Origin of the sequence: Streptomyces sp. NPDC002994 (genome assembly GCF_040611155.1) — a bacterium.
Classification (GTDB): Bacteria; Actinomycetota; Actinomycetes; order Streptomycetales; family Streptomycetaceae; genus Streptomyces.
In genome coordinates this window covers 317,299-341,551 of the sequence record NZ_JBEXNQ010000005.1, presented here as the reverse complement: position 1 = coordinate 341,551, position 24,253 = coordinate 317,299, and the positions used below count along the sequence as shown (strand labels likewise).

Below are 24,253 nucleotides of genomic sequence, written 5' to 3'. Positions count from 1 at the left end.
CACGCACCTCCTGCTCAGAAGTCGGTGGGGAATCCGGCGTCGGCGTGCTCCCTGCGCTCCGAGCCGGAGTTGACGTGCGCCGCCTCGATCTCGATGGCCTGGGTGGCGTCGAGCCGCGCGGGGCTGTAGTACGCGCTGCCCTGCCGCCAGTACCAGAGCATCGGGACCACGCCGACGGCCAGGCCGCCGAGGCCGATCGCGATCGCCGCCGCGCTGAGCTCGGTGAGCGAGGCCGCGAAGACGCAGAACATGAACAGCGCGCCGAGCAGCGGCCAGGCCCCGCCGAGGATGAAGTCCTTCGGGGAGGCCAGCAGCGTCTTGCGGTAGGCGACGACGGCGGCGAGCCCCGCCAGCCCGTAGTACAGCGTCGTCTGGAGACCGATCGCGGCGAGCGCGTCCGACATGATCTCCTCGGTCGAGCCGAGCGCGTTCGAGGCGACGAAGAGGACGAGCGCGACCGTACCGACGACGGCGACCGCGACCCACGGGGTGTTCCAGCGGCGGTGTACGACGCCGAGTGCGGCCGGCAACGTACGGTCGCGCCCCATCGCGAAGAGCGAGCGCGTGACCTGGATCAACGTCGTTTCGAGGGTGGCGATGGTGGAGAGCACCACGGCCAGAACCATCAGCTTGCCGCCGACGCCCGGCCAGATCACGTTGCCGAGGACCGCGAGGACGTTGGTGTCGTGGGCGGAGATCTGCTCAGTCGTAAGGATGATGTTGACGGCGATCGTGAACACGACGAAGAGCAGGAAGACGACGCCGATGCCCACGAGCGAGGCGAAGCCGGCCGTGCGGCGGCTGTTGCGGGTCTCTTCGCTGAGGTTGCTGGTGACGTCCCAGCCCCAGTAGTAGAACGCGGCGATCAGCGTGCCGGCGGCGAAGCCGGTGAAGCCGTCGAAGTGGCCGAAGCCGAGCCACGACCAGTCGAAGGCGGCCGCCGAACCCCGGTGGAAGAGGGCCGCGACCGCGAAGAAGACGAGGATCGCGAGCTCGACGCCGGAGACGAGGAGCTGGGCGCGGGCGGAGAGACGGGCGCCGCCGAGTACGACGGCGAGCATCAGCAGGAACCAGCCGGCGCCGGCGGTGGTGGCGAGCGCGGTGTTGGACGCGAGGTCCGGGTCGAAGAGGGAAAGGGTCATCTGACCTGCGGGAAGCGACCCGGCGACCATGAAGATCGTGGCGGCGACGACGAGCGCCCAGCCGCTGATGAAGCCGAGGAACGGGTGCAGCGTGCGGCCTACCCAGGAGTAGGTGGCGCCCGCGTTCACGTCGATGCGGCCGAGGCGGCCGAAGGCCAGAACGATGCCGAGCATGGGTATCGCGCAGTAGAGCAGCGCGGCGGGGGCGGCGAGGCCGACGGCTCCGACGAGGACGGCGGTGGTGGCGGCGAGGGAGTAGGCGGGGGCGCTGCCCGCGATGGCCATCACGATCGTTTCGAAGGTGCCGAGGACGTTGGGCTGGAGCCCTCTGCCGGGGTTGCGGTTCATGCGGTTCTCAACTGTTCTCAACTGCTTCCGGAGGTGTGCCGGACACAATTGGAATCCTCTATTCCTCTTGTGTGGCACGACATGTGGCGACAAGTCAGAGATGTGGTCCCGGTGCGGAGGTGTCCCCTCCGGACGGGAGATCGTGCGCATAGTAGTGCGGTCGGCGGGGTACGGGGCACGGAGCTGTGGGCGGCCGTACCCTCGGAGGCATGGCTTCGGACGAGGTGACCAGCGGGGCGGGCGGGACGGTACGGATCGACGTCTGGATCTGGTCCGTACGGCTCACCAAGACCCGCGCCCAGGCTGCGGCGGCCTGCAAGGCGGGCCATGTCCGCGTCGGCGGCGAGCGGGTCAAGCCGGCGCACGCGCTGAAGGCGGGCGACGAGGTGCGGCTGTTCCATGCGGGGCGGGAGCGGATCGTGGTCGTTTCGCGGATCATCCGCAAGCGGGTGGGTCCTCCGGTGGCGGCCGAGTGCTACGTCGACAACAGCCCGCCGCCGCCTCCTCGGGAGTTCGTCGCTCCGGTCGCGGTGCGGGAGCGGGGGGCGGGGCGTCCGACGAAGCGGGACCGGCGTGAGATGGAGCGGCTTCAGGGGCCGAAGCCGTCGTGAGGGCGGGGTCGGGGTTGGGGGCAGGGTCGTCGGCTTCGCCGCGGCGTCCGTGCCCGGTCTGTGGGCGTGAGGTCGCCGTTGTCGCGGGCAGGTTCGTACGCCACGACCCCCGCACGCGGGTTGCTTCCGCCGAACTGACGCTGTGCGCCGGCTCGAAGCGCGGGGCGCCGGCTGCTGCGGCGGGGCAGCGGACGCTGGACGGGTACGAGGTGCCGGCGTTTCCGGGGCAGCTGCCGCTGTTCTGAGGCGGGGGTTGCTGGGGCGCTGCCCCGGGTCCCGGTCCTCAAGCGCCGGACGGGCTGGGGTGGCGGGGGTTGCTGGGGCGCTGCCCCAGGCCACGGTCCTCAAGCGCCGGACGGGCTGGGGTGGCGGGGGTTGCTGGGGCTCCGCCCCAGGCCACGGTCCTCAAGCGCCGGACGGGCTGGGGTGGCGGGGGTTGCTGGGGCTCCGCCCCAGACCCCGCTCCTCAAACGCCGGAGGGGCTGGAGATCCCGGAGGGGCTGGAGATCCCGGAGGGGTTGGAGATCCCGGAGGGGTTGGATTTGCCGGGCCAGGCCGGGCCCCGTGTCGCATGGCACCGTGCCAGGAGGGGACGTGTCGGGGCGCTCCCCGCAGGGCGTTGAACGCAACCACCGCTTACGAAGCAACGCGGTACCCGAACGTTCGACGCCCGAGGAGACGCCCCGGCACGGCACCGACCCCGAAGCCCTCGCAGCCCCGCGCCCCGGCACCGCACCGCACCGCACGGCACCGACCCCGAAGCCCCCGCAGCCCCGCGCCCCGTCACCCCCGCGGCCGCGTCGGTGAAGCCACCGACCTGGCCGCCGCCACCTCCTGGCGCAGCGGTGCCAGGACCGTCTCGTCGTCGCGCGGGAGGTCCGTCCGTACCTCCACCAGCGTGTCGCTCGCCCGCAGCCCCTCCGCCAGCTCGCGCAGCTCCCGCGCCACCTCCGCCACTTCCGCCTCGGCCGGCGGCTCCGCCCCGTGGTTGATCCGGACCCGGGCCGCCGTCGTCGCGTCCACGATCCGCTCGGTCGCGACGACCAGCGGCCACCACGCCGCCGCCCGCCTCCCGGTCGGCGGCGGCTCGGTCAGCGCGCGCTGGAATTCGGAGCGTACGACCGACAGGTCCCGGTAGAGACGGCGGCGAAGCCGCTGCCGCTGCCGTTCACCCTGTTGGTCCGGCGGACCGAACGCGCACTCCACGTAGCCCGCCGTGTCCGCCACCGTGTCCGCGAGCCGCGCCCCCACCCGGGTGCTCCAGCTCTCCGGCCACAGCAGATACCCGGCCAGCAGCGCGATCCCGCAGCCGATGAGGCTGTCGTACAGGCGCGGCAGGACCAGGCCGAAACCCTCCCGGTTGAGCAAGTCGGACAGCACCAGGATGACCGGGGTGATGGCCGCCGTCTGGAACGCGTACCCCTTCGCCGTGAACGCCGGAATGAGCGCGGCGAGCACCAGCACCACCGGTACGTCCCACCAACCCCGCTCCAGCTCCGCCAGCACCGCCGCGGCGACCACCAGCCCCAGCGCCGTGCCGAACGCCCGCTGCACGGCCCGCGAGAACACCGACCCGAAATCCGGTTTCAGTACGAACACCACGGTCAGCGCCACCCAGTACGAGCGCGGCACCGCGATCAGCGAAACGAGCGCCTGCGCCAGCCCGATGCACAACGCGAGCCGCAGGCCGTAGCGCCAGGAAGCCTGGGAGAGCAGGACGTTGCGGGCGGCGCGCCGGGCCCGTACGCCGAGGGCGGCGGGGCGCCCGAGCCGGTCGTCCAGCATCGCGCCGTCGGGGTCCGCGCTGAGGGCGACGGCCGCCGCGTGCCGCAGGGCGTGGTCGACGGCGCGCCCGGACTGCGACGTCGGCTCGGGGAGCCGGAGCAGGAGACGGCGAAGGTGCAGTCCGAACTCGGACGCGTCGCCGCCCGTGCGGCTCTGCTCGACCGCGTCGGCCAACTCCCGTACAGCAGCGGCAATTTCCGGCGGCAGCGCCCGCCGCCGCAGATGCGCCGCGGGCGCCGATTCGACGAGCGGGACGACGACGTTGAGCTGCGCGAGCAGCCGTACGAGCGGACTCCTGCGGCCGTGGTCGCGGGCCCGCCGGGCCAGGACGAGGTCGTACGCCGTGTTCAGGGAGTGAGTGACGGCCTGGCGCCGCGCGTCGTACGTCTCCGGGTCCCGGCCCGCCGCCTCCAGCAGGTCGGCCGCCGCCCGGTACGTCTGCGCGACCGCGTCCCGCTCCGGCACCCCGCCGCGCAGCGGCCAGGCGATCAGCGTCAGTACGAGGACGAACAGCCCGCCCAGGGTGAGCAGCACAGGAGCCGTCCACCAGGGGTCCGGCATCGGCAGCCCGGCTCCGACGACGGCCTGGAGCAGGAGCAGCAGCCCGGACACGGAGGCGACCGCGCCGATCGTCGAGATCATCCCGGACACGAGTGCGACGCAGGTCAGGACCCCCACTGCGAGCCAGCCATGCCCGTACGCGAGCGTGCCGAGGGTGACGCCGACGGCGCCGAAGAACTGCGGCACGGCGATGTTGAGCAGGCGCATCCGGTAAGCGTCGGCGGTGTCGCCGATGACGCCGGACAGCGCGCCCATCGAAACGAGCGCCCCGTACGTCGGCTCGTCGACGGCGAATCCGACGGCGAGCGGAGCGGCCATCGCGATCCCGGCCCGGACGACGGCGGCCCACGGCACGGGCGCGGACTGCGGCCGCAGCCCCTGCGTCAGCCACTCGGGCGGCGCCAGCCGGCCCCCTGCTCTCTGCTCAGCCATGCACCAAACAGACCGAAACCGAACTCCTTATGCAAGTCGCCTGCCCGTGGCGAACTGTCCACAGGCTGTGGATAAGTTTTTCAGCTCTTGTAGTTCTCGACCTCGGAGGCCGGCCGCACCCGCGCCTCGCCCGGGTCCTCCCCGAACTCCGACTTCGCACGGCGCTGACGGAGGAGGTCCCAGCACTGGTCCAGCTGAACCTCCACGGCCTTCAGCCGGGCGCGCTCGGCGTCGTCGAGGCCCAGTTGGCGGGTGGAGCGTTCGCGCAGCTCGCGCTCCTCGGCGACCAGGCTGTTGATGTTGTCGAGAATCTTCTGGTTGGCGTCTTCCCTGTCTTCGCTGGGTTCCATGAATCCCACCCCAGCACACCTCTAGCCGCTGTGCAGCTTCAGCTCGACGAGCAGCGCCCTGTGATCGGTGTGCCTGAGCGTGAGGAAGCGGGCCGACCGTACGGAGAAGTCGTCGCTCACCAGCACATGGTCGATCTGCGTGCCGACCCGCGCCCAGCCCGCCGGCCAGGACGGTGTGCGGAGCGCCCCGCCCAGCGCCGCACTGTCCCGCAGCCCGCCCGCGTCGAGGATCCGCCGGAAGGCGGCGTGGTCCCGGGAGGCGTTGAAGTCGCCCGCGATCAGCGTCGGCCGGTCCTTACCCCCAGCGGCGTAGTCGCGGACCGCGCCCAGCTCGGCACGCCACCGGGGAACGCTGCCGGGGATGGGCGGCAGCGGATGGACGAGCTGGATGCGTACGGGACGGCCGTGCACCAGCGCCACCGCGCCCGGCATGGCCAGAACGCCGTCGATCCCGGGCGCGGGCCGCAGCGGGTACGTGCTGAGGATGGCCGAACCGTCCGGGCCGCCGGCCGCGTCGACTTCGCGGTACGGGTACGCCGCGTCCGGGACCTCGGCGTCGAGGGCGCGCGCGCAGTCGTCGTCGCACTCCTGGATGAAGACGAGGCCGGGCTTCTCGCGTCCGATGGTGGCGATCAAGTCCGCTGTCGCGTCGCCGAATTCGATGTTCGAGGTCAGGACGCGGACGGAGGCGACGACGCGGCCCGCGGGTTCGGCGTCGCCACCGGGCCCGGGCCCGGGTCCGTACGGCCGGGCGTACCACCCGATCAAGGCGAGCACGACCGCCGCCCACACCATGCCGCCGCGCCAGCGGGCGAGGAGCGCGGCGAGGAGACCCAGGGCGGCCGGTACGAGCAGCCAGGGGAGGAAGGCGAGGAGTTGGGGGACGGGCGTAAGGCCGTCGGTGTCGAGGGCACGGCAGGCGACGACCATGCTGAGCAGGGCGAGGCCGAGGCCGTCCGCCCACGCGAGGAGCCGTCTCCACTCCCGGGCACTCCCCAAGGAACCAACCGGCCTCTCTCGCGCGGCGTTCGGCTTTCGACGTACCGCATCCTCCCCCAGAGACGGACCTGTGTCCTCCAGGCCTAGCGGGCGAGGTGGGCGCGCAGCGCGGCGTTGAAGACGTCGGGGCGTTCCAGGTTGGGGAGATGGGCCGACGACTCGATGACCGCGAGAGTCGAGCCGGGGATCGCGGCGTGCATCGCCTCGGCGTCCGCGACGGGCGTGTACGTGTCGTCGCGGCCCACCACGACCAGGGTGGGGACGCTCACGCGGGTCAGCAGGTCGCGGTAGTCGGGCCGCTGCGCCCGCCCGCGCAGCGCGGCTGCCGCGCCCTCGGGGGAGGCGGCGGTCATCATGCGGTGGACATGGGCCGATGCGTCGGTGTTGTACGGGGCGACCATCTTGTCCCGCACCTCGTCGGCGTACCCCTTCATGCCCTCACTGAGGAGGCGGTCCGCGAGCGCGTTGCGCCCCCGCTTTCCCTCCTCTGTCTCGGCGGCGGGGAAGGTGTCGGCGAGGACGAGGCCGGTGATGCGCTCGGGGAAGAGGCGGTAGCACTCCATCACGATCTGGCCGCCCATCGAGAGCCCGCCGAGTACGGCGCGCTCGACGCCGAGGTGGTCGAGGAGCGCCGCGATGTCCGCGGCGAAGTCGGAGAGCGGGGTGATGCCCGGGACGACCTCGCTCTCGCCGTAACCGCGCAGGTCGGGGGCGATCACGCGATGAGTGGGGGCGAAGGCCTCGATCTGCGGGGCCCACATCGTGCGGTCGAAGGGGTGGCCGTGGACGAGGACGAGAGGGGGACCGCTGCCTTCGTCGGTGTAGCCGATGCGGATTCCGTTGACGTCTGCTGCGAGCTGTGACGTTGCCATGCTGAGGAGGCTAGGCGCGGCCAACTGCTCGGTGCAATAGGATCTTTGCTATCGGTGCAATGTTCGCAATGTTCTGTGAAGCAGTGGAAGAGGGAGCGGCATGGCGGAGGACTTCCGGCGGGTGGCCGATCAAGTGGCCGCCGAGATCGCCGCCGGCCGGCTGCGGCCCGGCGACCGTCTGCCCACCCAGCGCGCCTTCGCCCGCAGCCGCCGGATCGCGAACTCCACCGCGATCCGGGTGTACGGCGAACTGGTGCGCCGGGGCCTCGCGGTGGGCGAGGTCGGGCGCGGGACGTTCGTACGGGCCGCGCCGCCCTCGCCCGGACACGCGCTCACGGAGGAGGGGACTGCGGCGGAGGGCGGCCCCACCGTCAACCTGGAGCTCAACTACCCGGTATCAGAAGGCCAGTCGGAGCTCATGGCGCAGTCACTCGCCGGCCTCCTGCGCCCCGACGTACTCGAAGCGGCCACCCGCCCGGCAGCGGCCGACGGCACCCCGGCGGCGCGGGAGGCGGCGGCGTCGCTGCTGGCCAGGGGCGGTTGGCGGCCGGACCCCGGGCAGTTGCTCTTCGCGGGCAACGGCCGCCAGGCCATCGCCGCGGCCATCGCCTCGTTCGTACGCCCAGGGGGCCGGCTCGGCGTCGAGCCGCTGACGTATCCGCTGGTCAAGGCGGTCGCGGAACGGCTCGGGGTGAGTCTCGTCCCGATCGCGGGGCACGCCGACGGCGCGGCCGGCCTGGTCGACGCGTCCGGCCTGTGCCCGGAGGCGTTGTACGCCGCTCACCGGCGCGCGCCGCTCGGCGCGGTGTACGTACAGCCGACCCTGCACAACCCGACATCGGTGACGATGAGCGAGGAGCGCAGGTCGCAACTGGCGGCAGCCTGCGCGGAGCTGAACATCGGCGTGGTCGAGGACACCACCTGGGCCTTCCTCGCCCCCGAAGCCCCCGCTCCCCTGGCCGCCCACGCGCCCGCCCGAACGGTCCTCGTCGACAGCCTCTCCAAACGCCTGGCCCCCGGCCTCACCACCGGCTTCCTGGCCGCGCCCGCCACCCACACCGCCGTGCTGGCCGACGCCCTGCGCTCCGGCGCCTGGACCGCCGCCCGCTTCAACCTGGAGGCCGCCACCCGCTGGATCTCCGACGGCACGGTGGCCACCGTCACCGCCGCCAAGCGCGCGGACACCGCCGCCCGCCACCGCCTCGTGCAGCGCCGGCTCGGCGGCTTCCGTATCCGCACGGACCCGCGCGCGTACTACTGCTGGTGGGAGCTGCCCGCACCCTGGCGTACGGACACCTTCGTGGCGGCGGCAGCCGCCCGGGGCATCGCGATCACCCCGGGCTCGGCCTTCGCCGTACCGCCGCACACTGCCCCGGACGCGGTGCGGATCGGCCTGGCGTCGCCGACGCGGGAGGTTCTTGCGTACGCCCTGGAAACGCTGGCGGAGCTGGCGCGGCGGCCGGCCGGAGGCTAGATCCACTTGCCGACCGACGCGCACGGGTGTGACCTGATGGGGGAAGGGCGGGGGTGTGCGCTGCGGAAGGAGTTCTGCGATGGCTGCACATTCGGCGATCCCCGGCCGCTCACACGGGCCGACGGGGCCGACCGGTCCAACGGGTCCGACGATGCCAGCGGGTCCAACGCTGCCAACCAGATCAACCAGGTCGACACGTCCCAGCGGATCGGCAGAACGACGCCAACGGGGAATCGTGCCGGCCGTACTCGGTGTGGCCTACGGAATCTACGCATCCTTCATCGCCCGCGACGCCGGTCCCGTGACCGGCTGGAACGTGGGTTTCGGCGTGCTCTGCGCCGTCATCGTGGCAGGCCTGTGCTTCCTCCTCGGACGCACCCAGCGCGCGATGATCCCCCTGGTCCGCGCCGCCGCGTACGGCACGCTCTTCGGCGTCGCGCTCGGCTTCCTCCACAGCCTGTCCGAAAACAGCATCCTCAGCTCCGTGGTCGTCGGAGGGGCGCTCGGCGCCGGGATGACGCTCGCCGCGTTCTACGTCTTCTACACGCGTGAGAAGTGAGCCGTAGACGCTGTAGGTGAGCCATGGGCGAGTTGTAGGACCAAAGGACGATTACTTCCGGGCGCGGGGCCAGTCAACACTGGGTAGAGATGATCCAGACCACCCGACGACCGCTCGGAGGGGCAGAGACATGAGTGGAAATCCCGGCCCGGAACTCGCCATTGAGACGGCCGGCCTGGTCAAGGTCTTCGGCGAGAACCGGGCTGTCGACGGCATCGACCTGGCCGTGCCCGCCGGCACCGTGTACGGCGTACTGGGGCCCAACGGCGCGGGCAAGACCACGGCTGTGAAGATGCTCGCGACGCTCCTGCGCCCCGACGGCGGCGAGGCGCACGTCTTCGGCAAGGACGTGGTGCGGGAGGCCGACGCGGTACGGGGAAGGGTCAGCCTCACCGGCCAGTACGCGTCGGTCGACGAGGACCTGACCGGTACGGAGAACCTCGTGCTCCTCGGCCGCCTCCTCGGCCACTCCAAGCCCGCCGCGCGCACCAGATCGGCCCAGCTCCTGGAGGCCTTCGGCCTCGCGGAGGCGGCCGACCGCCAGGTCAAGAACTACTCCGGCGGCATGCGGCGCCGTATCGACATCGCCGCGAGCATCCTCAACACGCCCGACCTGCTCTTCCTCGACGAGCCGACGACCGGCCTCGATCCGCGCAGCCGCAACCAGGTGTGGGACATCGTGCGGGCGGTCGTCGCCCAGGGGACGACGGTGCTGCTGACCACGCAGTACCTGGACGAGGCCGACCACCTGGCCTCCCGTATCGCCGTGATCGACCACGGCAGGGTCATCGCCGAGGGCACGAAGGGCGAGCTCAAGGCGTCGGTCGGCTCCGGCTCCGTACATCTGCGGCTGCGGGATCCCGCACAGCGCCCCGAGGCCGAGCGGGTCCTGCGCCGGGCGCTGAACGTCGCCGTACAGCTGGACGCGGATCCCGTCGCCCTGACGGCGACGGTCAACGGGCACGCGAGTGACCTGGGCGCGGCGGAGCAGGCGGCGCGGGCGCTGTCGGAGCTCGCTTCGTCGGGGATCACGGTCGACAACTTCGCGCTGGGCCAGCCGAGCCTGGACGAGGTCTTCCTGGCGCTGACGGACAGGAACAAGAAGAGCGAGACGATGAACGACTCGACGACAGGAGTGTCGGCATGAGCACCGTCGCGACCAAGGACAAAGGCCAGGGCCCCGACGAACTCGCCTTCGAAGCGCCGAAGGCCGAGGAGCTTGCCGCACTGCTCGTGAGCAAGGACCGACCGCCGCGCCCCAGCGCGCTCTCCGCGTCTTTGACCTTCGGCTGGCGCGCGATGCTCAAGATCAAGCATGTGCCGGAGCAGCTCTTCGACGTGACGGCTTTCCCGATCATGATGGTGCTGATGTACGCGTACCTCTTCGGCGGGGCGCTGGCCGGATCGGTCGCGGAGTACATCCAGTTCCTGCTGCCCGGCATCCTCACCATGAGCATCGTGATGATCACCATGTACACGGGCGTCGCCGTCAACACTGACATCACCAAAGGCGTCTTCGACCGCTTCCGTACGCTGCCGATCTGGCGCCCGGCGCCGATGGTCGGCTACCTGCTGGGCGACGTGATCCGCTATCTGATCGCGTCCGCCGTGATGCTGGCGGTCGGCATGCTCATCGGCTACCGCCCGCACGGCGGCGTGCTCGGCGTGCTGGCGGGTGTGGCGCTGCTGATGGTCTTCTCGTTCGCGTTCTCGTGGATCTGGACGATGTTCGGCCTGCTCCTGCGCACCGAGAAGTCGGTGATGGGCGTCAGCATGATGGTGATCTTCCCGCTGACGTTCCTGAGCAATGTCTTCGTCGACCCGAAGACGATGCCGGGCTGGTTGCAGGCGTTCGTGAACAACAGCCCGGTCACCCACGTGGCGACGGCGGTGAGGGAACTGATGGCGGGCAACTGGCCGGCCGCCGACATCGGCTGGACGCTGGGCTGGTCTGCGGTGCTGCTGGTGGTGTTCGGCACGGTGACGATGCGCCTCTACAACCGCAAGTGACGGCCCTTCTTTACTCCACTCTTTACTCCACCTTTGCCATGCGGGAACCCGGTCACTCCCCGGGACGTTCACCTGACAGATCGTGAAGGCAATCGACAGCCGTACGAGCCGAGGTGGCACCAGTGGTGAAGTGGGACCGGATCAAGGACCAGGCCAAGAGCTTCCAGCAGTCCCAGAGCGCTCGGGGCACGGGCGGGGGGCACGCGCAGAGCGGCGTCCACGGGCAGAGCGGGGCCCACGGATCGGGCTCGGGCTCGGGCTCGGGCTCGGGCGGGTCCAAGGCCCAGCTGATCGGGCTGTTCAAGACGCAGCTCGCGTCGGTAAAGACCGAACTCAAGAGCGGCGCCTACCGGGACGCCAGCATGGCGATGTGCGCACTGGTGGCGGCGGCCGACGGGCAGGTGGAGCCGGCGGAGCGACAGCGCGTGGAGGAGCTGATTGTCTCCAACGAGGTCCTGCAGAACTTCCCGCCGGACCAGCTCCGCCAGCGCTTCAACCAGCATGTGGACCGGCTGCTGGCCAACTTCGAACTGGGCAAGGCCGACGCGCTGCAGGTGATCGCCAAGGCGGCCAAGAAGCCCGCGGAGGCCCGCGCGGTCATCCAGACCGGCATGGTCGTCGCCGGCGCGGACGGGCACTTCGAGCCGTCCGAGCAGTACGCCATTCGGGAAGCCTGCGCCGCTCTTGGTGTGCCGCCCACGGAGTTCGGCATCTGAGCGGCGCGCCCGCCCCCACCGCGCCGTGGCCGGCGGCCAGGCTGCCGCTTCGCTCCCCTCACTCGTAGGGGACGACGACGATCTGGTGCGCGTCCTCGTAGACGACGCGCCCCGGATCGGCGGACCGCACAAGCTGCCACGCGACGCCGTGGGCGGCCAGGATCTCCAGATAGCCGCCCACGCGCGCGATCAGCTCCACGGCGGTGGGCTTGAACCAGGCCGCGGCACCCGGGTTCACCCGCTCGTCGTAGACGGCCGGATCGACGGTGCTCGGATCGGTGTACGCGGCGTCGTACCAGTCGTTGTTCGTACGCCGAAACCGTTCCTGCTCGGCGGTCAGCCTCCCGTCCCGGGCGAGGCTGTTGACGAGCCCGAAGACACCGGGAAAATTACCGCGCGCCCGGGGAACCGTGCCCTGGAACCGTACGTACGCGATCGGATCGTGAGCCATCACGGCATCGTAGGCAGGCGGGCCGCCTCGGGTAACCGCCAAAGCCGCCAGTTGTTGATCTTGAAGCCCTGAAAGGTGAGGGAGTTGGCTGTCCGGCGGAGCAGCGGATAAGTTCCGCGGCACGAACAGATGCCGGGGAACCGTGCCCACAGGAGCCGGACGACGGCACATGGCATTAGGGGGAGGCGCCCGCCTGATGAGCACCTCGCCAACGCCTGCGCCCGAGCCGGGCGGTGACGACCGCGCACCGCTGCCCCGCTCCAGAACAGAGCCCCCTGCACACCACGTGCAGACACGCCAGGCAACCACACCGCCCTTGCCGCCCCCGACGTACGCGCGCGACCTGCCGGGCTGGCAGCACATCGGTACCGCGCTCCGCCGGACCCCCGCCTCGGTGTGGAACGACAACGTGACCGACTTCGCTGCCGCCCTCACCTATTACGCGGTGCTCGCGCTCTTCCCGACGTTCCTCGTCACGGTCTCACTGTTGGGAATCGTCGGCGCCTCGACCACCGACAACCTGATCAGTAACATGATCGCTCTCGTGCCGACCGAGTCCCGCCCCGCCATGCAGAGCACGTTGCGGGGCATGGCGGAGCAGCACACAGCCGCTTGGACGCTGGCCGTCTTCGGCACGATCGGCGCGCTGTGGTCCGCCTCCAGCTATCTGGGGGTCTTCCGCCGAGCCCTGCACGTCATGCACGGCGTTGAGGACCTGCGCCCGGCGTGGAGGACGGGACCACGGCTGGTGATGACCGCCGTGGTGCTGCTGATGCTTCTGGTTTCCAGTGCCCTGGTGCTCATCCTGACCGGCGAAGCGGCCCACACCGTCGGCCGGCTTGTAGGCATGCGCAGCATGGCCGGCACCGCATGGAACGCGCTGAAATGGCCGCTCCTGCTGTGCCTGGTCGCCATCTTGGTGCTGGTGCTGTTCCGCTCGGGCCCGGCCGGGACACGTGGGGTGCGGCAGAGGCTTGTGGGAGACGCTCTGGCCGTGGCCCTGTGGCTCGCCGCCTCCGCCAGCTTCGCCCTCTACGTCTCGCACGTCGGCACTTACAACCGGCTGTACGGGTCGCTCGCCGGGATCATCGTCTTCCTGGTGTGGCTGTGGCTGTCCAACCTGGCCCTCCTCACCGGCGCCCAGTTCAACGCCGAACTGGCCAAACTCCGCCGTCAGTGACCAGCAGGGCACAGGCTGCCCAGCCTTCCTCCCGGTCGGCCGGCCACTCCATCTCGTGAGGTTGGAAAAGGCTCGGAGCATGACACACTCAACCGGTCCGTCGGCGACCAGTGCCCGCCCCGGCCGCTGAGGAGCCTGACGACGCGCTGCTGCGCCGCATGCTCATCCAATTGCCTCTGGGCACGCCGACATCTTCGGACCGGACAGGACCCCGCGTAGCGCCTGCCGCTTCACGACGCGGGTATCGGAAGTCCAAGCAAACCAATGTGGCTAGGAGCCTGTAATGGCGCGGACAGTCCTGCGTGACAAGACCGCGACGAAACCCGGGGACCGGGTTTTCGGAAAACCTCCCCTGTCTGTGCTCGGCCGGGTACTGGCCATGCTGCTGGCCTTCGCGGCGATGGTGGGATTCGCGGTGGTGCTGGCCCGGCTGACGCTGGAACCATCGGCGGCATCCGTACCGTTGACGCACAGTAATCTGCGCCCTGGTGACTCCATCCGTGCCTATCTCGCCCAGCCCGCGTCCCTTGACACGGTCAAGCAGCTCGGCGGCAATATCGTGATGGGTGTGCCGTTCGGTGTGCTGCTGCCGGTGCTGGTGCCCCGAACGCGAGGGCTGGTCCGGGTAGCGGTGGTCACTGCTCTCGTGATGCTCCTCGTGGAACTCGTCCAAGGCGCCCTTATCATCGGGCGTACCTTCGACATCGATGACGTTCTGCTCAACACCACAGGTGCTCTTCTGGGTTACCTGCTGATCGGCCTCCGGTTGGGCCGTGCAGTGCATCCCCGGCGCCGCCACTGGTGGCACCGATTCACCAAACGCCCGGTGACTGCTAAGGATCCGGCATAACCGAGCCGTTTCAGCTACGTGGACACCACCACCGACGAACCGGCCATGGCCACGGTCCGTATCGGACTTCTCACCCGTCACCAGCTGGCTTTCGTGCCCCTCGACGAGGCGATCCTGGGACCGGACTACGTCAAGGTCTCCTACGACAAGGCACTGGTGAAGAAGGCGCCCACGGTCGGCATGGACGACATCCTGCCCGCCGAGGCCGAGGAAGCGATCTTCCAGCACTACGACCTGACCTACCAGCCGGGCGCGGGCGGCGAGAGGCAACTCTCGCGCCGCTGATCGCCCGCGCTCATCCCGAAGGAAGGGTTCGTGTCATGGCTCTGTTCCTGTTTCTCGTTCTGGTCGCCGTCGTGCTGGGAATCGTCGGCGTGGTGGTGGAGGGGCTGTTCTACCTGCTGATCATCGGCATCGTGGTCCTCGTGGCCGCTGTGGCATTCATCGCGGTGCGCTGGTCCCGGCGCTCCGGCCGCCGCCCCATCCGGTAACGCCGGATAGCCCAGGATCCCAACTGCCACGGCCCTTGATTCCCGCCCGACGTCAGGGGTCGTCGGCGTGTGCCTGGGCGACAGCCTCCGGTCGATCACGTCCACAGTGGACATCAGCTTGTGGCCGGGGCCGGGGCGAGGGGCGGGTACTTCGCGAGGTGGGTCTGCCAGGCCGTTTCCTGGCGGCAGGGGCCGCACTGCGTCTCGTCGGCCAGGGGGCGGAAGACGTGTTCGGGGCCGGGCCCGTCACAGGTGATGAGCGGCTTTGGCAGGCGGTCCGTCTGCGGGGGTCCGTCGGGCGTCGTCCGGCGTGCGAGGGCCCGCTGCTGCGGCATCTTCACCGTCAGGCGGTGCCGCAGGAACCCGACGGCGGAACGGACACCGTTCGGCGGCAGTGCGCTGGTCAGCGCGTAACGCAGGTCCGCCGGGCTGATGCCTCTGCGCAGCCAGTCGGCCGCGATGGCGGAGAGCGTACGGGCCTCGCTCTCCCCCAGGTGCAGTTCGCGGCGCGACTGCCGCAGGGACAGCAACACGTCCTCGGCCACGGCACGTTCCGGATCGTCCTGCGGCGGCTCGGGAGGTGGGTTGGGAGTGTTCTTCTCCCCGTTGTTATCCCCCGAAGGGGAATCACCGACCACCCGAGGCGCTGGTTCACCGACCGTCCGCATGTGCGTACTCGGTACGCCGCCGTCCCGGACGGCCGCCGCCTCCTCGGTGGTGAGGTGGACGTTGGCGAGGAGCTGATCCGTCACCCACCGGCCGCGCTCGTTCTGGTGCCGCCACTCGTGCAAGAACCCGCAGGCGCTGAGGAGTTGCTTGACCTTCTGGTACGCCCGGCCCTTGATCCCGAGCCGCTCCGCGTGCGAGCTCAGCGGCTTTTCGGCCGAGCCGTCGGGGAGTCCCTGTACGTACAGAAGCAGGATCTTCGCGTCGCTGTTGAGACGCGGGTGCTGCACGACGTCGTGCGAAGCCTTGGTGTAGCGCCGAAGGGGCGCGATAGCATGCCGAAGCATCCTCGGGACTCCTTGGTTCGTCCTCGAAGGTGAAGGTCCTCGGATTGGTGTTCGCAGCACCGCCGGGGACCGCCCCGCGTCCGGACGGACACGAAGCGTGATGATGCGGTCACCGTACAGCACCACGCCCAACTCCCGCATATGCCCAGCGAAATGCCCCTGTCGGGTCGACAGACCACCGGTTGAGGTACTCACCACAGCTGAGTACGTGCGCTCTGCTCGGCGACGGGGGGAGGCGGAATGCTGTCGGCCATGCGACAACGACTGCCGGAACCCGTTCTCCACCTGTTGGTGGCCTTCGTACCCACCGTGCTGGCGATGGCGGCGTGGGCCGCCTGGCTGGGCTGGGACCAGCACCGCGACGTGCAACCCGACGGGTCGACGACCGGCCCGTACGAGGCCTGGCAGGTGATCGGGCTGGTGCTGACGCTGCTCGCGCCGGTCTACTGGGCGGCGTCCCGGTACCACTTCGTCGCCGTGCTCGGCGTCCCGCTCGGCCTCACCGTCGCGGCCTTCTACGACTGGTCGGACGACTCCAGCGGCCTTTTCATGGTCGGCGTGGTGATGGTCATGATGGGGAGCCTCACCGTGACCGCCGTCTTCGCTGCCGTAGTCGCCTCCGTGAAACGACGAGGACGTCAGTCCGGCGCGGTACCGAGCGGAGCATGACGGCCTTCAGGACCACAACCAGGTCCCGAAGGCCGACAGTTGACCGGCCGGGGTCAGGCTCGGGCGTACGAGACGAACGCGGCCCAGGAGTCGGGGGTGACGGCCAACTGCGGGCCGTCTGTGACCTTTGAGTCGCGTACGTGGATGGCGGCGGGGTGCGCGGCGACCTCTACGCACTGGCCGCCCTCACCGTCGCTGTAGCTCGACTTGCGCCAGTCATAAGCGACTTCGAGACAGTCGCCGCCCTCGCCGCTGCTGTAGCTGGACTTGAACCAAGTGAGCTTGTCGGTGTTCATCGGTCTCCCAGCATCTTCTCGATCAGGGCCAGCGACTCCCGGGACGTAAGAGCCTCCGCCCGGATCATCGCATAGCGATCCGCGAGTTCACGGACCTCCCGGGCGTCGGTGAACAGGTGCGGGTGGCCCTGGGCTTCTGTGTATCCGACCTGCTGCTCGCCCTTGGTAGTCAACAGGTTGAACGCCGTGTCCATGTTGGGGTGTTCCTCGCGGTCCGTAGGCATCACCTGCAACTCCACGGCCCGCAGGCGACCGAACCGCAACAACTGCCGCAACTGTCCTTCGTGCACCGCCCGCCCACCGATGGGTCGGCTGAGCACCGCCTCCTCGAAGACGAAACTGAACGTCGGCGAAGGCCATTGCTCGAAGACCTGCTGCCTCGACAGCCGGTCCGCCACCCGCTTCTCCACGATCTCTTCGCTCAGCAACGGCCGCCGCTGAGTGAAGATCGCTCTCGCGTACTCCTCGGTCTGAAGCAGGCCGTGCACGACCTGGTTGCCGTAGTGGAGGAGTTGAACCGCCTCCGCCTCCAGTTTCGCGTAGTTCCGGTACCAATCAGGGTGTCGCGTTCGAGCCTTTTTCTGCGCCTCCCGTACGTCCGGAACTGCCGCCCGCAGCACTCCGCCCGCCTTCAGCGCGTCGTCCGCGCGGTCCAGGAACTCGGGCTGCGGGGTCCGTACGCCGCGTTCCATCGCGGAGATGAGGTCGAGCCCGCAATGCGTAGCCGCCGCCAGTTCCTTCTGGCTCATGGCGAGATTCTCCCGCAGGACCCGGACCTGTTTGCCGAGCGCTCGGAACAGGTGCGCGGTGCCGTCCGCCTCCGAGGGCAGCTCGGGGCGTGATTCCTGGTTCACGGATTCCGTCATGCCGTACCGCTCTCTCGGTCACGGCCGACGTGCCGTACATCGTGCCGTGCGTACCCGTACAGTTACCCAGCGTCCAACGGTCACTCCTGGTCAGGGTACGGCCGGGCCGCCACGCTCTGTCACATGAACGCCGAAATCGCTTCCGTCACTGCCGAGTTCGTCCAGCGCTTCAGCTCCACCCGTCGCGGGGCCCGGCTCGCGCGCGTCCTCGCCGTCCAGCAGCTCGACTCCTGGGGCGTGCCGTTCGGCACGGGGCCTTCCGACGCCGTCGCCCACGTCGTCGCCGAGCTGGCCGCGAACGCGGTGACGCACGGGCACGTCCCCGGGCGGGACTTCGAGGTGCGTCTCCTGTGGCTCCGGGGAGGACGGGTGCGTATCGAAGTGGCGGACACGCGCGGTGAGCGGTGGCCGCGCACCCGCCCCGGCGCGGACGGCGAGGGCGGGCGCGGACTGCTCGTAGTCGAGGCGCTGGCGGACGCGTGGGGTGTGACGGAACGTAGCGTCGGCAAGATCGTGTGGGCGGACCTCGCCGTCACATGAACCCGGGTCAGCCGGTCCGCAGCGCCGCGAGCTGCTCCGCGAACGGCGTCACCGCTTCCTCGGCGGGCCGGCGGGAGCGGGCGCGCGACTCCATCAGCTCCGCCAGCTCGGCGCCCGCCCGCTCGATCCGGCGCGAGAGGTCGTCCGTACGGTCATCGCCGTGCGAGCCCCAGTCCTCGGAAGCGGCGTACACGGCCGTCGGCACGACCAGCGCCCGCAGGTAGGCGAAGAGCGGACGCGTCGCGTGCTCCAGCGCCAGGGAGTGGCGGGCCGTGCCGCCGGTCGCGGCGATGAGGACCGGTTTGCCGACGAGGGCGGTGGTGTCGATCAGGTCGAAGAAGGACTTGAAGAGACCGCTGTACGAGGCGGAGAAGACGGGGGTGACGGCGATCAGGCCGTCCGCTTCCGTGACCGCGTCGATCGCGTCGGACAGCACTGGGCTCGGGAAGCCGGTGACCAGGTGGTTCGCGATGGCGGTCGCCAGCGCCCGTACCTCGATGACTCGGATGTCGGCGTCGCCGAGGGACGACGTGCGCGTCGCCTCCGCCAGCCGGTCCGCGAGGAGCCGGGTCGACGAGGGCACGCTCAGGCCCGCCGATACGACGACGAGCTTCATGCCGTCACCTCTCCTTCTTTCTGTGCGATCGCTGCGGCGACGCGCGCCGCGTGGGTCGGGCCGTCCGGCACGTCGGCCGGTCGGCCCTTCGCGAACTCCTTGCGCAGCACGGGCACGACCTCCTCGCCGAGCAGGTCGAGCTGTTCCAGGACGGTCTTGAGCGGGAGTCCCGCGTGGTCCATCAGGAAGAGCTGCCGCTGGTAGTCGCCGAAGCTCTCCCTGAAGGTGAGCGTCTTCTCGATGACCTCCTGCGGCGAGCCGACGGTCAGCGGAGTCTGCTCGGTGAACTCCTCCAGGGAGGGCCCGTGCCCGTACACCGGCGCGTTGTCGAAGTACGGACGGAACTCGCGCACCGCGTCCTGCGAGTTCTTGCGCATGAACGCCTGCCCGCCGAGTCCGACGACGGCCTGCTCCGGGGTGCCGTGCCCGTAGTGGGCGTAACGCTCGCGGTAGAGGTTGATCAGCCGGCGGAAGTGGTCCTTGGGCCAGAAGATGTTGTTCGCGAAGAAGCCGTCGCCGTAGTACGCCGCCTGCTCGGCGATTTCCGGGCTGCGGATGGAGCCGTGCCAGACGAAGGGGGGTACGCCGTCGAGTGGGCGCGGCGTCGAGGTGAAGCCCTGGAGGGCGGTACGGAACTTTCCCTCCCAGTCCACGACGTCCTCGCGCCACAGCCGGTGCAGCAGCGCGTAGTTCTCGACGGCGAGCGGGATGCCCTGGCGGATGTCCTGGCCGAACCACGGATAGACGGGTCCGGTGTTGCCGCGCCCCATCATCAGGTCGACGCGGCCGTCGGCGAGGTGCTGGAGCATCGCGTAGTCCTCGGCGATCTTCACCGGGTCGTTGGTGGTGATCAGCGTGGTGGACGTCGACAGGATGATGTTCTCGGTGCGGGCGGCGATCCAACCGAGCATGGTGGTGGGCGAGGACGGCACGAAGGGCGGGTTGTGGTGCTCGCCGGTCGCGAAGACGTCGAGCCCGACCTCTTCGGCCTTGAGCGCGATGGCGGTCATGGCCTTGATGCGCTCGTGCTCCGTCGGCGTCCTGCCGGTGGTGGGGTCGGTCGTCACATCACCGACGCTGAAGATCCCGAACTGCAACGCGCTCACCTCCGAGGCGATCCCGCATATGATTGAACGTTGAACGATCGTCTGACACCTGCAACGGCGCACTTCGCCGAGGTATTCCACGTCGGCGGAGGCGTCGCCTGTGGCGGCAGGGGGCCCTGTCCGGGCCGATGACGGAGGCCGGGGCGCGAGGTGGGGAGGGGGGCTTCGTGCGATCCGTGGCGTTGATGGCCTCTGCGATGGGGGCCGCCACATGTAAGTGTGGCGCCGGAGGCCCGCCCCTCAAGGGCGCTCCTGCGTCGCGTCGCCTACGGCGATTGCGCTGCGCTCCTCCCTTGACAGTGAGGATGGGGGTGGCACTGCTGGGGGGAGCCCACGGGGAAACTCCGGCAAGTGGCCGGCATGCCGCTGCCGACCGACGGGTGAGTGGGTGGGCCGCACCACGTCTAGATGATCGATTCCTCGTTGACTGACTCGATGATCTGCCGCAACGGCTTGAACAGGGGTGCGCCGGGCCGTTCCGGCTCGCCCTTGCGGGTCGGCCGCAGTAGCCAGATGTCCTGCTCAGTCAGTTGATGTTCGAAGCCACGGCCGAAGTAGTTCTTGTCGCCGATCAGCGTCTGGCCGGGTCGGCTGGCGAGGAGGGCCGGTTCGACGGCGAGCAGGTCCAGTAGGGTCTCGCGCTCGTCAGCCTTGGCTCCGGTCAGGGCGAAGGCGACGGGCAGGCCCTGGAGGGTGCACACCAGGTGCAGCCGAAGTCCCCAGAAGAAGCGGCTGTGGCTGGCGCAGCGGCCACACTCCACCGGTGTGGAGTCCACGATCCGCGCGTCGTCGCTCCACACGGTGGTCTCGGTGGCCAGGAGCCGGGTGACTCGGCGGAGCAGCTCGGCCGCCTTGCGCAGGCGCTTGTTGTAGCCGGGCTGCTTCGGCAGGTACGGGAAGAGACGCCGCAGATGGGAGCGGGCATGGCGGAGCCACCGGGCCTCGGAGGTGAAGCCGAGCATGGCCTGCATCATCGCGAGCGTGACCAGCTCGGCGTCGGTGAGCTTCGGGGCGATACCCACCGCCGGCCGCCACGGAGCAAGCTGCGGCGAACCCTTCAGCAGGTTGTCGGTCTCCGCATAGAGTGCGGTCTCGAGGGAGTCCAAGTCTGGTGTCACAACCTGACTTTGGGTTCCCTTGTCTCATCAGCTGTGGGTTCCCGTTTCTCGTGGCTGGCGCCGGGTGGACCTCGCCCGGTTGCCGCAGCCGAGGGAGCACCATGCCTGGTCACGGCGCCTGGCCAGGAAGAACATGCCGCAACTGGGCGCGTGGCAGCGCCGCACCCGCTGACGGTCTGGACCCGCGGCCAGGACGAGCGTCTCGCGGGCGACGACGGCGTCGGCGCCGCCACCCTGTTCCTGCTGTGCGAGCAGGCCGTCGCCGGTCATCCGGAAGACGACGGGGGCGGACGAGGCGAGTTCGTTCAGGCGGGTCCGCAGGCTGTCGGTGAGCGGCCGCTGTCCGGCTGTCGCGTCCAGCGCGTCGCGGACCAACCCGCGCAGCCGCTCCAGCTCCTCCAAGGAGAGGGCGGCCAATCTGCGGTCGGCGGCGCGGGCGCGCCATCGCCTGGTGAGTTCCCGATCGGCGAGGAAGTCGACGTCGCCGCGTCCCGGGCCTGCGCCGACGACGACGGTGTTGGCCAGGTCGAGGAGCGGGTCCTCGCCGATCCACGGCATTTCCTGCAGGTCCCGGTTGGTCATGCCCCTCAATCTACTGGATTCAGGTCAGCGAACCCGTGATAACTTCAACTCACGGATTTGATCCACCAACTCCGTGAGTCACGTGTTCGACGAAGGGTGATGCCATGAGTGCAACCATCGAGTACGTCAGGTTCGACACCGACGACCCCGCCGCCCTCACCGCCCTCACCGCCCACCGAGAGCAGCTCGTCGAACTACTCAAGGAGCAGTACGGCGACGGCTTTCAGGGCGCCCACCTCGCCCAGTTCGACGACGGCACCGTCCTGGACTTCATCATCTGGTCGTCCGCCGCCGTCGCCGAGCGCGCGGCCAAGGAAATGCCGACCGACCCCCGGGCACAGGGCTTCTTCAGCCGAATCGGCACAGTGCACGAGATGCGGCACGCTCAGGTACTGCACACCGCATAGCCCCCGAGATCAAGGAGAATGACGCTGTGCCCTCGGCAGACGAACTACTCAGCGCGGACAGCGTCGCCGACCTCGCCCGATGCCTTACGCGAGCCGGTGACGGGATCACTGCGCATGAGACCCGGGGGTGCGGCGCCGTCCTGGACGGGCTGAGCTTCACCGAGCGTGTCGCCCTGATCAGAGATGCCGTCCTGGCGGATCTTCCGGCGGACTACCCGGCCTTCGCGAACGTGTTGCGCGCCGCACTGAGGGACAGCGATTTCACCGGATGGATGATCTTCCCTGTCACCGAGGCCGTCGCCGTACGGGGCCTGGACGCCTTCGAACCGGCGCTCGCCCTGCTGGCAGAACTCACCCCGCGCCTGACCGCGGAGACCGCCGTCCGGCCCTTCCTCCGTGCCGACCTGGAACGCGCGCTCCGGTTCATGACGCCGTGGACCGCGCATCCCGACCCCCACGTCCGCTGACTGGCCAGTGAGGGCACGCGGCCAAGACTGCCCTGGGCGCCTCAGCTTCCGGAGCTGATCGCGGATCCGGCACCCGCGCTGCCCCTGCTCGACGCGCTGTACCGGGATGACTCCGAGTACGTCCGTAGATCAGTGGCCAACCACCTCAACGACATCAGCCGTGACCACCCCGACATCGCCGCTGGTGTCGCGGCGCGCTGGCTGAGCGACCCGGCACCGACGACGACCCGGTTGGTACGGCACGGCCTGCGGACCCTGATCAAGTCCGGCCACGCCGGGGCCCTTACGCTGCTCGGCCACTCCCCGGACAGTCCCGTCGTTGTCGAGGGTCCGCACGTCCACGCTTCAGAGATCCGGGTCGGCGACTATCTGCTGTTCGACTACTCGGTGACCAACACTCACGATCAGACCGCTCACCTCGTCGTCGGCTACGTCGTCCTCCATATGAAAGCCAACGGGACCCGCACCCCCAAGGTCTTCAAACTCACCACGCGGTCCCTGGCTCCCGGCGAGACGTGGCGCGCGACACGCAGACACTCCTTCAAGCCGATCAGCACGCGGCGCTACCACCCGGGCGTCCATCTGGTGCAGCTCCAGGTCAACGGCCGATCCCACGGGGAAGCCTCGTTCACGCTGCTCTGCTGAGGGCAACCGCCTCGCATCCCGCTTCGGTGGCGTATCCGCCACAGCACCGCCACCCCAACGGGGCTTCCGCCACCAGAAACGGGAACCTGCATCCGCGTAGCTATCCCTTGGAATCAATCATCTAGGGGGCTGCTCGGCCCCAGTCCCAGCGACTGCAGGAACAGCCGCTGGTGCGACATGCCTGTGGGACTTCACGTAATTCCGCCATTGGCGGCGTCAGTTTCCCCATCCAAACGTTCGAGCCCGACGCCGCCGTCGCTGTGCACCGCGTACGGGGATTCCCAGGCGGAAACTCGTCCCCGACATTGTCGAATCCGTCACCGTCCGACCACAGTCTGTAGCAGTCTTGAATCATGACGAACATCCCCGAAAACCGGAAGTACACCAGCGAACACGAATGGGTCGAGACCAGGAGCGGCGGCAGCGTCCGCGTCGGCATCACGGACTTCGCCCAAAAGCAGCTCGGCGACATCGTCTTTGCGGAGCAGCCCAAGGTCGGCGACCGGTTCGATGCCGGCGAGCCGTTCGGCTCGGTGGAATCGGTCAAGTCTGTCACCGAGGTCTACATGCCGATGGCCGGCCGGGTGACCGCACGGAACGACCGGCTGAGTGACGAGCCTGAGCTGATGAACGACCAACCATACGACGACGGATGGCTGATCGAGATCAGCCCCGAGAACCCCAGCCCCGATGGCCTGATGAGTGCGACGGAGTACGACGCCTGGATCACCTCCGCGGATTAGTTCCCCCCACCCACGTGACGGGGCCAGACCGGCCCCGTCACGTCCCTCACTCCGGCCGACCTGCGGACCGGCCGGTCCGCAGCCGGGGCGCATGAGTTGGATGGGGTGTCTCGGGCGGGTGTGGCGTCCACCCCGGCCGGTGGCCGGTTGGACCGCAAGCACGTTGCTGGTGTCCGAGCCATGGGTGTGGGTCGAAACGCTCCCGTGATGGCGGGAGGCGATACGACTGAGGCGGGTGGGGTTGGAGTGGCGTTGAGGCTCGTCAAGTGCGGGGTTAGTAGCGCTCAAGGGCCTCGATCCGTCGGTTGAGGCGACCGAGCCTCACCAGCGACGCAGCTGGGGCTGCTGTGGGAG

General features: G+C 69.6%; 28 protein-coding genes and 2 pseudogenes. 17 read left to right on the top strand and 13 right to left on the bottom strand.

Features of this window, described 5'->3' with window-relative positions; all coding sequences use genetic code 11:
- Positions 1-14 precede the first annotated feature (14 nt).
- A complete protein-coding gene (locus ABZX79_RS08990) occupies positions 15-1,490 on the bottom strand; it encodes an APC family permease (protein WP_355253679.1) in 1,476 nt (491 codons plus the stop codon).
- Between the two features lie 209 nt (positions 1,491-1,699).
- On the opposite strand from ABZX79_RS08990, the gene ABZX79_RS08985 reads away from it, so the two are divergent.
- Both ABZX79_RS08985 and ABZX79_RS08980 read left to right on the top strand, forming a co-directional pair.
- On the top strand, positions 1,700-2,101 hold the full coding sequence (locus tag ABZX79_RS08985; RefSeq protein ID WP_355253677.1) for a S4 domain-containing protein: 402 nt from the start codon (positions 1,700-1,702) through the stop codon (positions 2,099-2,101).
- Positions 2,102-2,115: 14 nt separating this feature from the next.
- Positions 2,116-2,346, top strand: coding sequence for a hypothetical protein (locus tag ABZX79_RS08980; protein ID WP_355253675.1), 231 nt, complete (start codon positions 2,116-2,118; stop codon positions 2,344-2,346).
- 538 nt (positions 2,347-2,884) lie between these two features.
- On the opposite strand, the gene ABZX79_RS08975 is transcribed toward ABZX79_RS08980, so the two are convergent.
- The 4 genes from ABZX79_RS08975 to ABZX79_RS08960 form a co-directional block, all read right to left on the bottom strand.
- Positions 2,885-4,879, bottom strand: a complete 1,995-nt coding sequence (locus ABZX79_RS08975) for an FUSC family protein (RefSeq protein ID WP_355253673.1) — start codon at positions 4,877-4,879, stop codon at positions 2,885-2,887.
- A gap of 80 nt (positions 4,880-4,959) precedes the next feature.
- Positions 4,960-5,229 (bottom strand): DUF2630 family protein, encoded by a 270-nt coding sequence (locus ABZX79_RS08970; RefSeq protein ID WP_355253671.1) that lies wholly within the window; start codon positions 5,227-5,229, stop codon positions 4,960-4,962.
- A gap of 21 nt (positions 5,230-5,250) precedes the next feature.
- Complete coding sequence (locus tag ABZX79_RS08965; RefSeq protein ID WP_355253669.1) at positions 5,251-6,228, bottom strand: endonuclease/exonuclease/phosphatase family protein; 978 nt, start codon at positions 6,226-6,228, stop codon at positions 5,251-5,253.
- An 83-nt stretch (positions 6,229-6,311) separates the two neighbouring features.
- Positions 6,312-7,100, bottom strand: coding sequence for an alpha/beta fold hydrolase (locus ABZX79_RS08960; RefSeq protein ID WP_355253668.1), 789 nt, complete (start codon positions 7,098-7,100; stop codon positions 6,312-6,314).
- 100 nt (positions 7,101-7,200) lie between these two features.
- Between ABZX79_RS08960 and ABZX79_RS08955 the strand changes: the two genes are divergently transcribed.
- From ABZX79_RS08955 to ABZX79_RS08935, 5 genes are all read left to right on the top strand, one after another.
- Positions 7,201-8,574, top strand: a complete 1,374-nt coding sequence (locus ABZX79_RS08955) for a PLP-dependent aminotransferase family protein (protein ID WP_355253666.1) — start codon at positions 7,201-7,203, stop codon at positions 8,572-8,574.
- Between the two features lie 235 nt (positions 8,575-8,809).
- The gene (locus ABZX79_RS08950) at positions 8,810-9,133 is read left to right on the top strand and encodes a hypothetical protein (protein WP_355253664.1); all 324 of its coding nucleotides are present in this window, start codon (positions 8,810-8,812) and stop codon (positions 9,131-9,133) included.
- Positions 9,134-9,263: 130 nt separating this feature from the next.
- Positions 9,264-10,280, top strand: coding sequence for an ATP-binding cassette domain-containing protein (locus ABZX79_RS08945; RefSeq protein WP_355253662.1), 1,017 nt, complete (start codon positions 9,264-9,266; stop codon positions 10,278-10,280).
- Entirely contained in the window at positions 10,277-11,143 is an 867-nt protein-coding gene (locus tag ABZX79_RS08940; RefSeq protein ID WP_355253660.1) for an ABC transporter permease, read from the top strand. The genes ABZX79_RS08945 and ABZX79_RS08940 overlap by 4 nt, the downstream gene beginning before the upstream one ends.
- Positions 11,144-11,265: 122 nt before the next feature.
- On the top strand, positions 11,266-11,859 hold the full coding sequence (locus tag ABZX79_RS08935; RefSeq protein ID WP_355253658.1) for a TerB family tellurite resistance protein: 594 nt from the start codon (positions 11,266-11,268) through the stop codon (positions 11,857-11,859).
- A 58-nt stretch (positions 11,860-11,917) separates the two neighbouring features.
- Here ABZX79_RS08935 and ABZX79_RS08930 read toward each other — a convergent pair whose 3' ends face one another.
- Positions 11,918-12,310, bottom strand: coding sequence for a hypothetical protein (locus tag ABZX79_RS08930; RefSeq protein ID WP_355253656.1), 393 nt, complete (start codon positions 12,308-12,310; stop codon positions 11,918-11,920).
- Positions 12,311-12,506: 196 nt separating this feature from the next.
- Between ABZX79_RS08930 and ABZX79_RS08925 the strand changes: the two genes are divergently transcribed.
- From ABZX79_RS08925 to ABZX79_RS08910, 4 genes and pseudogenes are all read left to right on the top strand, one after another.
- On the top strand, positions 12,507-13,490 hold the full coding sequence (locus tag ABZX79_RS08925; protein ID WP_355253654.1) for a YihY/virulence factor BrkB family protein: 984 nt from the start codon (positions 12,507-12,509) through the stop codon (positions 13,488-13,490).
- Positions 13,491-13,773: 283 nt separating this feature from the next.
- Positions 13,774-14,340 carry a VanZ family protein gene (locus tag ABZX79_RS08920; RefSeq protein ID WP_355253652.1) on the top strand — a complete coding sequence of 189 codons (567 nt, stop codon included), beginning with the start codon at positions 13,774-13,776 and terminating at the stop codon, positions 14,338-14,340.
- A 15-nt stretch (positions 14,341-14,355) separates the two neighbouring features.
- Positions 14,356-14,625: pseudogene (locus ABZX79_RS08915) on the top strand (PRC-barrel domain containing protein); the annotation flags it as partial.
- Between the two features lie 35 nt (positions 14,626-14,660).
- A complete protein-coding gene (locus ABZX79_RS08910) occupies positions 14,661-14,831 on the top strand; it encodes a hypothetical protein (RefSeq protein ID WP_214898595.1) in 171 nt (56 codons plus the stop codon).
- A gap of 113 nt (positions 14,832-14,944) precedes the next feature.
- On the opposite strand, the gene ABZX79_RS08905 is transcribed toward ABZX79_RS08910, so the two are convergent.
- Positions 14,945-15,844, bottom strand: a complete 900-nt coding sequence (locus ABZX79_RS08905; RefSeq protein WP_355253650.1) for a hypothetical protein — start codon at positions 15,842-15,844, stop codon at positions 14,945-14,947.
- A 252-nt stretch (positions 15,845-16,096) separates the two neighbouring features.
- On the opposite strand from ABZX79_RS08905, the gene ABZX79_RS08900 reads away from it, so the two are divergent.
- On the top strand, positions 16,097-16,513 hold the full coding sequence (locus ABZX79_RS08900) for a hypothetical protein (RefSeq protein WP_355253648.1): 417 nt from the start codon (positions 16,097-16,099) through the stop codon (positions 16,511-16,513).
- A gap of 53 nt (positions 16,514-16,566) precedes the next feature.
- Here ABZX79_RS08900 and ABZX79_RS08895 read toward each other — a convergent pair whose 3' ends face one another.
- Complete coding sequence (locus ABZX79_RS08895; protein WP_355253646.1) at positions 16,567-16,809, bottom strand: DUF397 domain-containing protein; 243 nt, start codon at positions 16,807-16,809, stop codon at positions 16,567-16,569.
- Complete coding sequence (locus tag ABZX79_RS08890; RefSeq protein ID WP_355253644.1) at positions 16,806-17,675, bottom strand: helix-turn-helix transcriptional regulator; 870 nt, start codon at positions 17,673-17,675, stop codon at positions 16,806-16,808. The genes ABZX79_RS08895 and ABZX79_RS08890 overlap by 4 nt, the downstream gene beginning before the upstream one ends.
- 123 nt (positions 17,676-17,798) lie before the next feature.
- Between ABZX79_RS08890 and ABZX79_RS08885 the strand changes: the two genes are divergently transcribed.
- Positions 17,799-18,215, top strand: coding sequence for an ATP-binding protein (locus ABZX79_RS08885; protein ID WP_355253642.1), 417 nt, complete (start codon positions 17,799-17,801; stop codon positions 18,213-18,215).
- A 7-nt stretch (positions 18,216-18,222) separates the two neighbouring features.
- On the opposite strand, the gene ABZX79_RS08880 is transcribed toward ABZX79_RS08885, so the two are convergent.
- The 4 genes and pseudogenes from ABZX79_RS08880 to ABZX79_RS08865 all read right to left on the bottom strand — a co-directional run bounded on the left by ABZX79_RS08880 (position 18,223) and on the right by ABZX79_RS08865 (position 21,637).
- Positions 18,223-18,831, bottom strand: a complete 609-nt coding sequence (locus ABZX79_RS08880; protein WP_355253640.1) for an FMN reductase — start codon at positions 18,829-18,831, stop codon at positions 18,223-18,225.
- The gene (locus tag ABZX79_RS08875) at positions 18,828-19,928 is read right to left on the bottom strand and encodes an LLM class flavin-dependent oxidoreductase (RefSeq protein ID WP_355253733.1); all 1,101 of its coding nucleotides are present in this window, start codon (positions 19,926-19,928) and stop codon (positions 18,828-18,830) included. The genes ABZX79_RS08880 and ABZX79_RS08875 overlap by 4 nt, the downstream gene beginning before the upstream one ends.
- A 428-nt stretch (positions 19,929-20,356) precedes the next feature.
- Positions 20,357-21,055, bottom strand: a pseudogene (locus ABZX79_RS08870) (transposase); the annotation flags it as partial.
- Positions 21,056-21,082: 27 nt separating this feature from the next.
- Positions 21,083-21,637, bottom strand: a complete 555-nt coding sequence (locus tag ABZX79_RS08865) for an ABATE domain-containing protein (RefSeq protein ID WP_355253638.1) — start codon at positions 21,635-21,637, stop codon at positions 21,083-21,085.
- Between the two features lie 104 nt (positions 21,638-21,741).
- Here ABZX79_RS08865 and ABZX79_RS08860 point away from each other — a divergent pair, with 104 nt between their 5' ends.
- The 4 genes from ABZX79_RS08860 (at position 21,742) to gcvH (ending at position 23,899) form a co-directional block, all read left to right on the top strand.
- Entirely contained in the window at positions 21,742-22,044 is a 303-nt protein-coding gene (locus tag ABZX79_RS08860; RefSeq protein ID WP_355253636.1) for a hypothetical protein, read from the top strand.
- Positions 22,045-22,070: 26 nt separating this feature from the next.
- Positions 22,071-22,511: a hypothetical protein gene (locus ABZX79_RS08855; protein ID WP_355253634.1), complete on the top strand. Its 441-nt coding sequence runs from the start codon at positions 22,071-22,073 to the stop codon at positions 22,509-22,511.
- A 132-nt stretch (positions 22,512-22,643) separates the two neighbouring features.
- Positions 22,644-23,156: a hypothetical protein gene (locus ABZX79_RS08850; RefSeq protein ID WP_355253632.1), complete on the top strand. Its 513-nt coding sequence runs from the start codon at positions 22,644-22,646 to the stop codon at positions 23,154-23,156.
- 353 nt (positions 23,157-23,509) lie between these two features.
- Positions 23,510-23,899, top strand: coding sequence for a glycine cleavage system protein GcvH (gene gcvH / locus ABZX79_RS08845; protein WP_355253630.1), 390 nt, complete (start codon positions 23,510-23,512; stop codon positions 23,897-23,899).
- The last annotated feature ends 354 nt before the right edge of the window (positions 23,900-24,253 follow it).

Excerpts from the sequence above, each read along its gene's own strand:
- ABZX79_RS08930 (WP_355253656.1), bottom strand. The coding sequence starts at position 12,310 with ATGGCTCACGATCCGATCGCGTACGTACGGTTCCAGGGCACGGTTCCC.
- ABZX79_RS08955 (WP_355253666.1), top strand. The coding sequence starts at position 7,201 with ATGGCGGAGGACTTCCGGCGGGTGGCCGATCAAGTGGCCGCCGAGATC.
- gcvH (WP_355253630.1), top strand. The coding sequence starts at position 23,510 with ATGACGAACATCCCCGAAAACCGGAAGTACACCAGCGAACACGAATGG.
- ABZX79_RS08960 (WP_355253668.1), bottom strand. The coding sequence starts at position 7,100 with ATGGCAACGTCACAGCTCGCAGCAGACGTCAACGGAATCCGCATCGGC.
- ABZX79_RS08880 (WP_355253640.1), bottom strand. The coding sequence starts at position 18,831 with ATGAAGCTCGTCGTCGTATCGGCGGGCCTGAGCGTGCCCTCGTCGACC.
- ABZX79_RS08885 (WP_355253642.1), top strand. The coding sequence starts at position 17,799 with ATGAACGCCGAAATCGCTTCCGTCACTGCCGAGTTCGTCCAGCGCTTC.
- ABZX79_RS08865 (WP_355253638.1), bottom strand. The coding sequence starts at position 21,637 with ATGACCAACCGGGACCTGCAGGAAATGCCGTGGATCGGCGAGGACCCG.
- ABZX79_RS08895 (WP_355253646.1), bottom strand. The coding sequence starts at position 16,809 with ATGAACACCGACAAGCTCACTTGGTTCAAGTCCAGCTACAGCAGCGGC.
- ABZX79_RS08975 (WP_355253673.1), bottom strand. The coding sequence starts at position 4,879 with ATGGCTGAGCAGAGAGCAGGGGGCCGGCTGGCGCCGCCCGAGTGGCTG.
- ABZX79_RS08925 (WP_355253654.1), top strand. The coding sequence starts at position 12,507 with ATGAGCACCTCGCCAACGCCTGCGCCCGAGCCGGGCGGTGACGACCGC.
- ABZX79_RS08990 (WP_355253679.1), bottom strand. The coding sequence starts at position 1,490 with ATGAACCGCAACCCCGGCAGAGGGCTCCAGCCCAACGTCCTCGGCACC.
- ABZX79_RS08985 (WP_355253677.1), top strand. The coding sequence starts at position 1,700 with ATGGCTTCGGACGAGGTGACCAGCGGGGCGGGCGGGACGGTACGGATC.
- ABZX79_RS08945 (WP_355253662.1), top strand. The coding sequence starts at position 9,264 with ATGAGTGGAAATCCCGGCCCGGAACTCGCCATTGAGACGGCCGGCCTG.
- ABZX79_RS08940 (WP_355253660.1), top strand. The coding sequence starts at position 10,277 with ATGAGCACCGTCGCGACCAAGGACAAAGGCCAGGGCCCCGACGAACTC.
- ABZX79_RS08910 (WP_214898595.1), top strand. The coding sequence starts at position 14,661 with ATGGCTCTGTTCCTGTTTCTCGTTCTGGTCGCCGTCGTGCTGGGAATC.
- ABZX79_RS08890 (WP_355253644.1), bottom strand. The coding sequence starts at position 17,675 with ATGACGGAATCCGTGAACCAGGAATCACGCCCCGAGCTGCCCTCGGAG.
- ABZX79_RS08970 (WP_355253671.1), bottom strand. The coding sequence starts at position 5,229 with ATGGAACCCAGCGAAGACAGGGAAGACGCCAACCAGAAGATTCTCGAC.
- ABZX79_RS08900 (WP_355253648.1), top strand. The coding sequence starts at position 16,097 with ATGCGACAACGACTGCCGGAACCCGTTCTCCACCTGTTGGTGGCCTTC.
- ABZX79_RS08905 (WP_355253650.1), bottom strand. The coding sequence starts at position 15,844 with ATGCTTCGGCATGCTATCGCGCCCCTTCGGCGCTACACCAAGGCTTCG.
- ABZX79_RS08860 (WP_355253636.1), top strand. The coding sequence starts at position 21,742 with ATGAGTGCAACCATCGAGTACGTCAGGTTCGACACCGACGACCCCGCC.
- ABZX79_RS08920 (WP_355253652.1), top strand. The coding sequence starts at position 13,774 with ATGGCGCGGACAGTCCTGCGTGACAAGACCGCGACGAAACCCGGGGAC.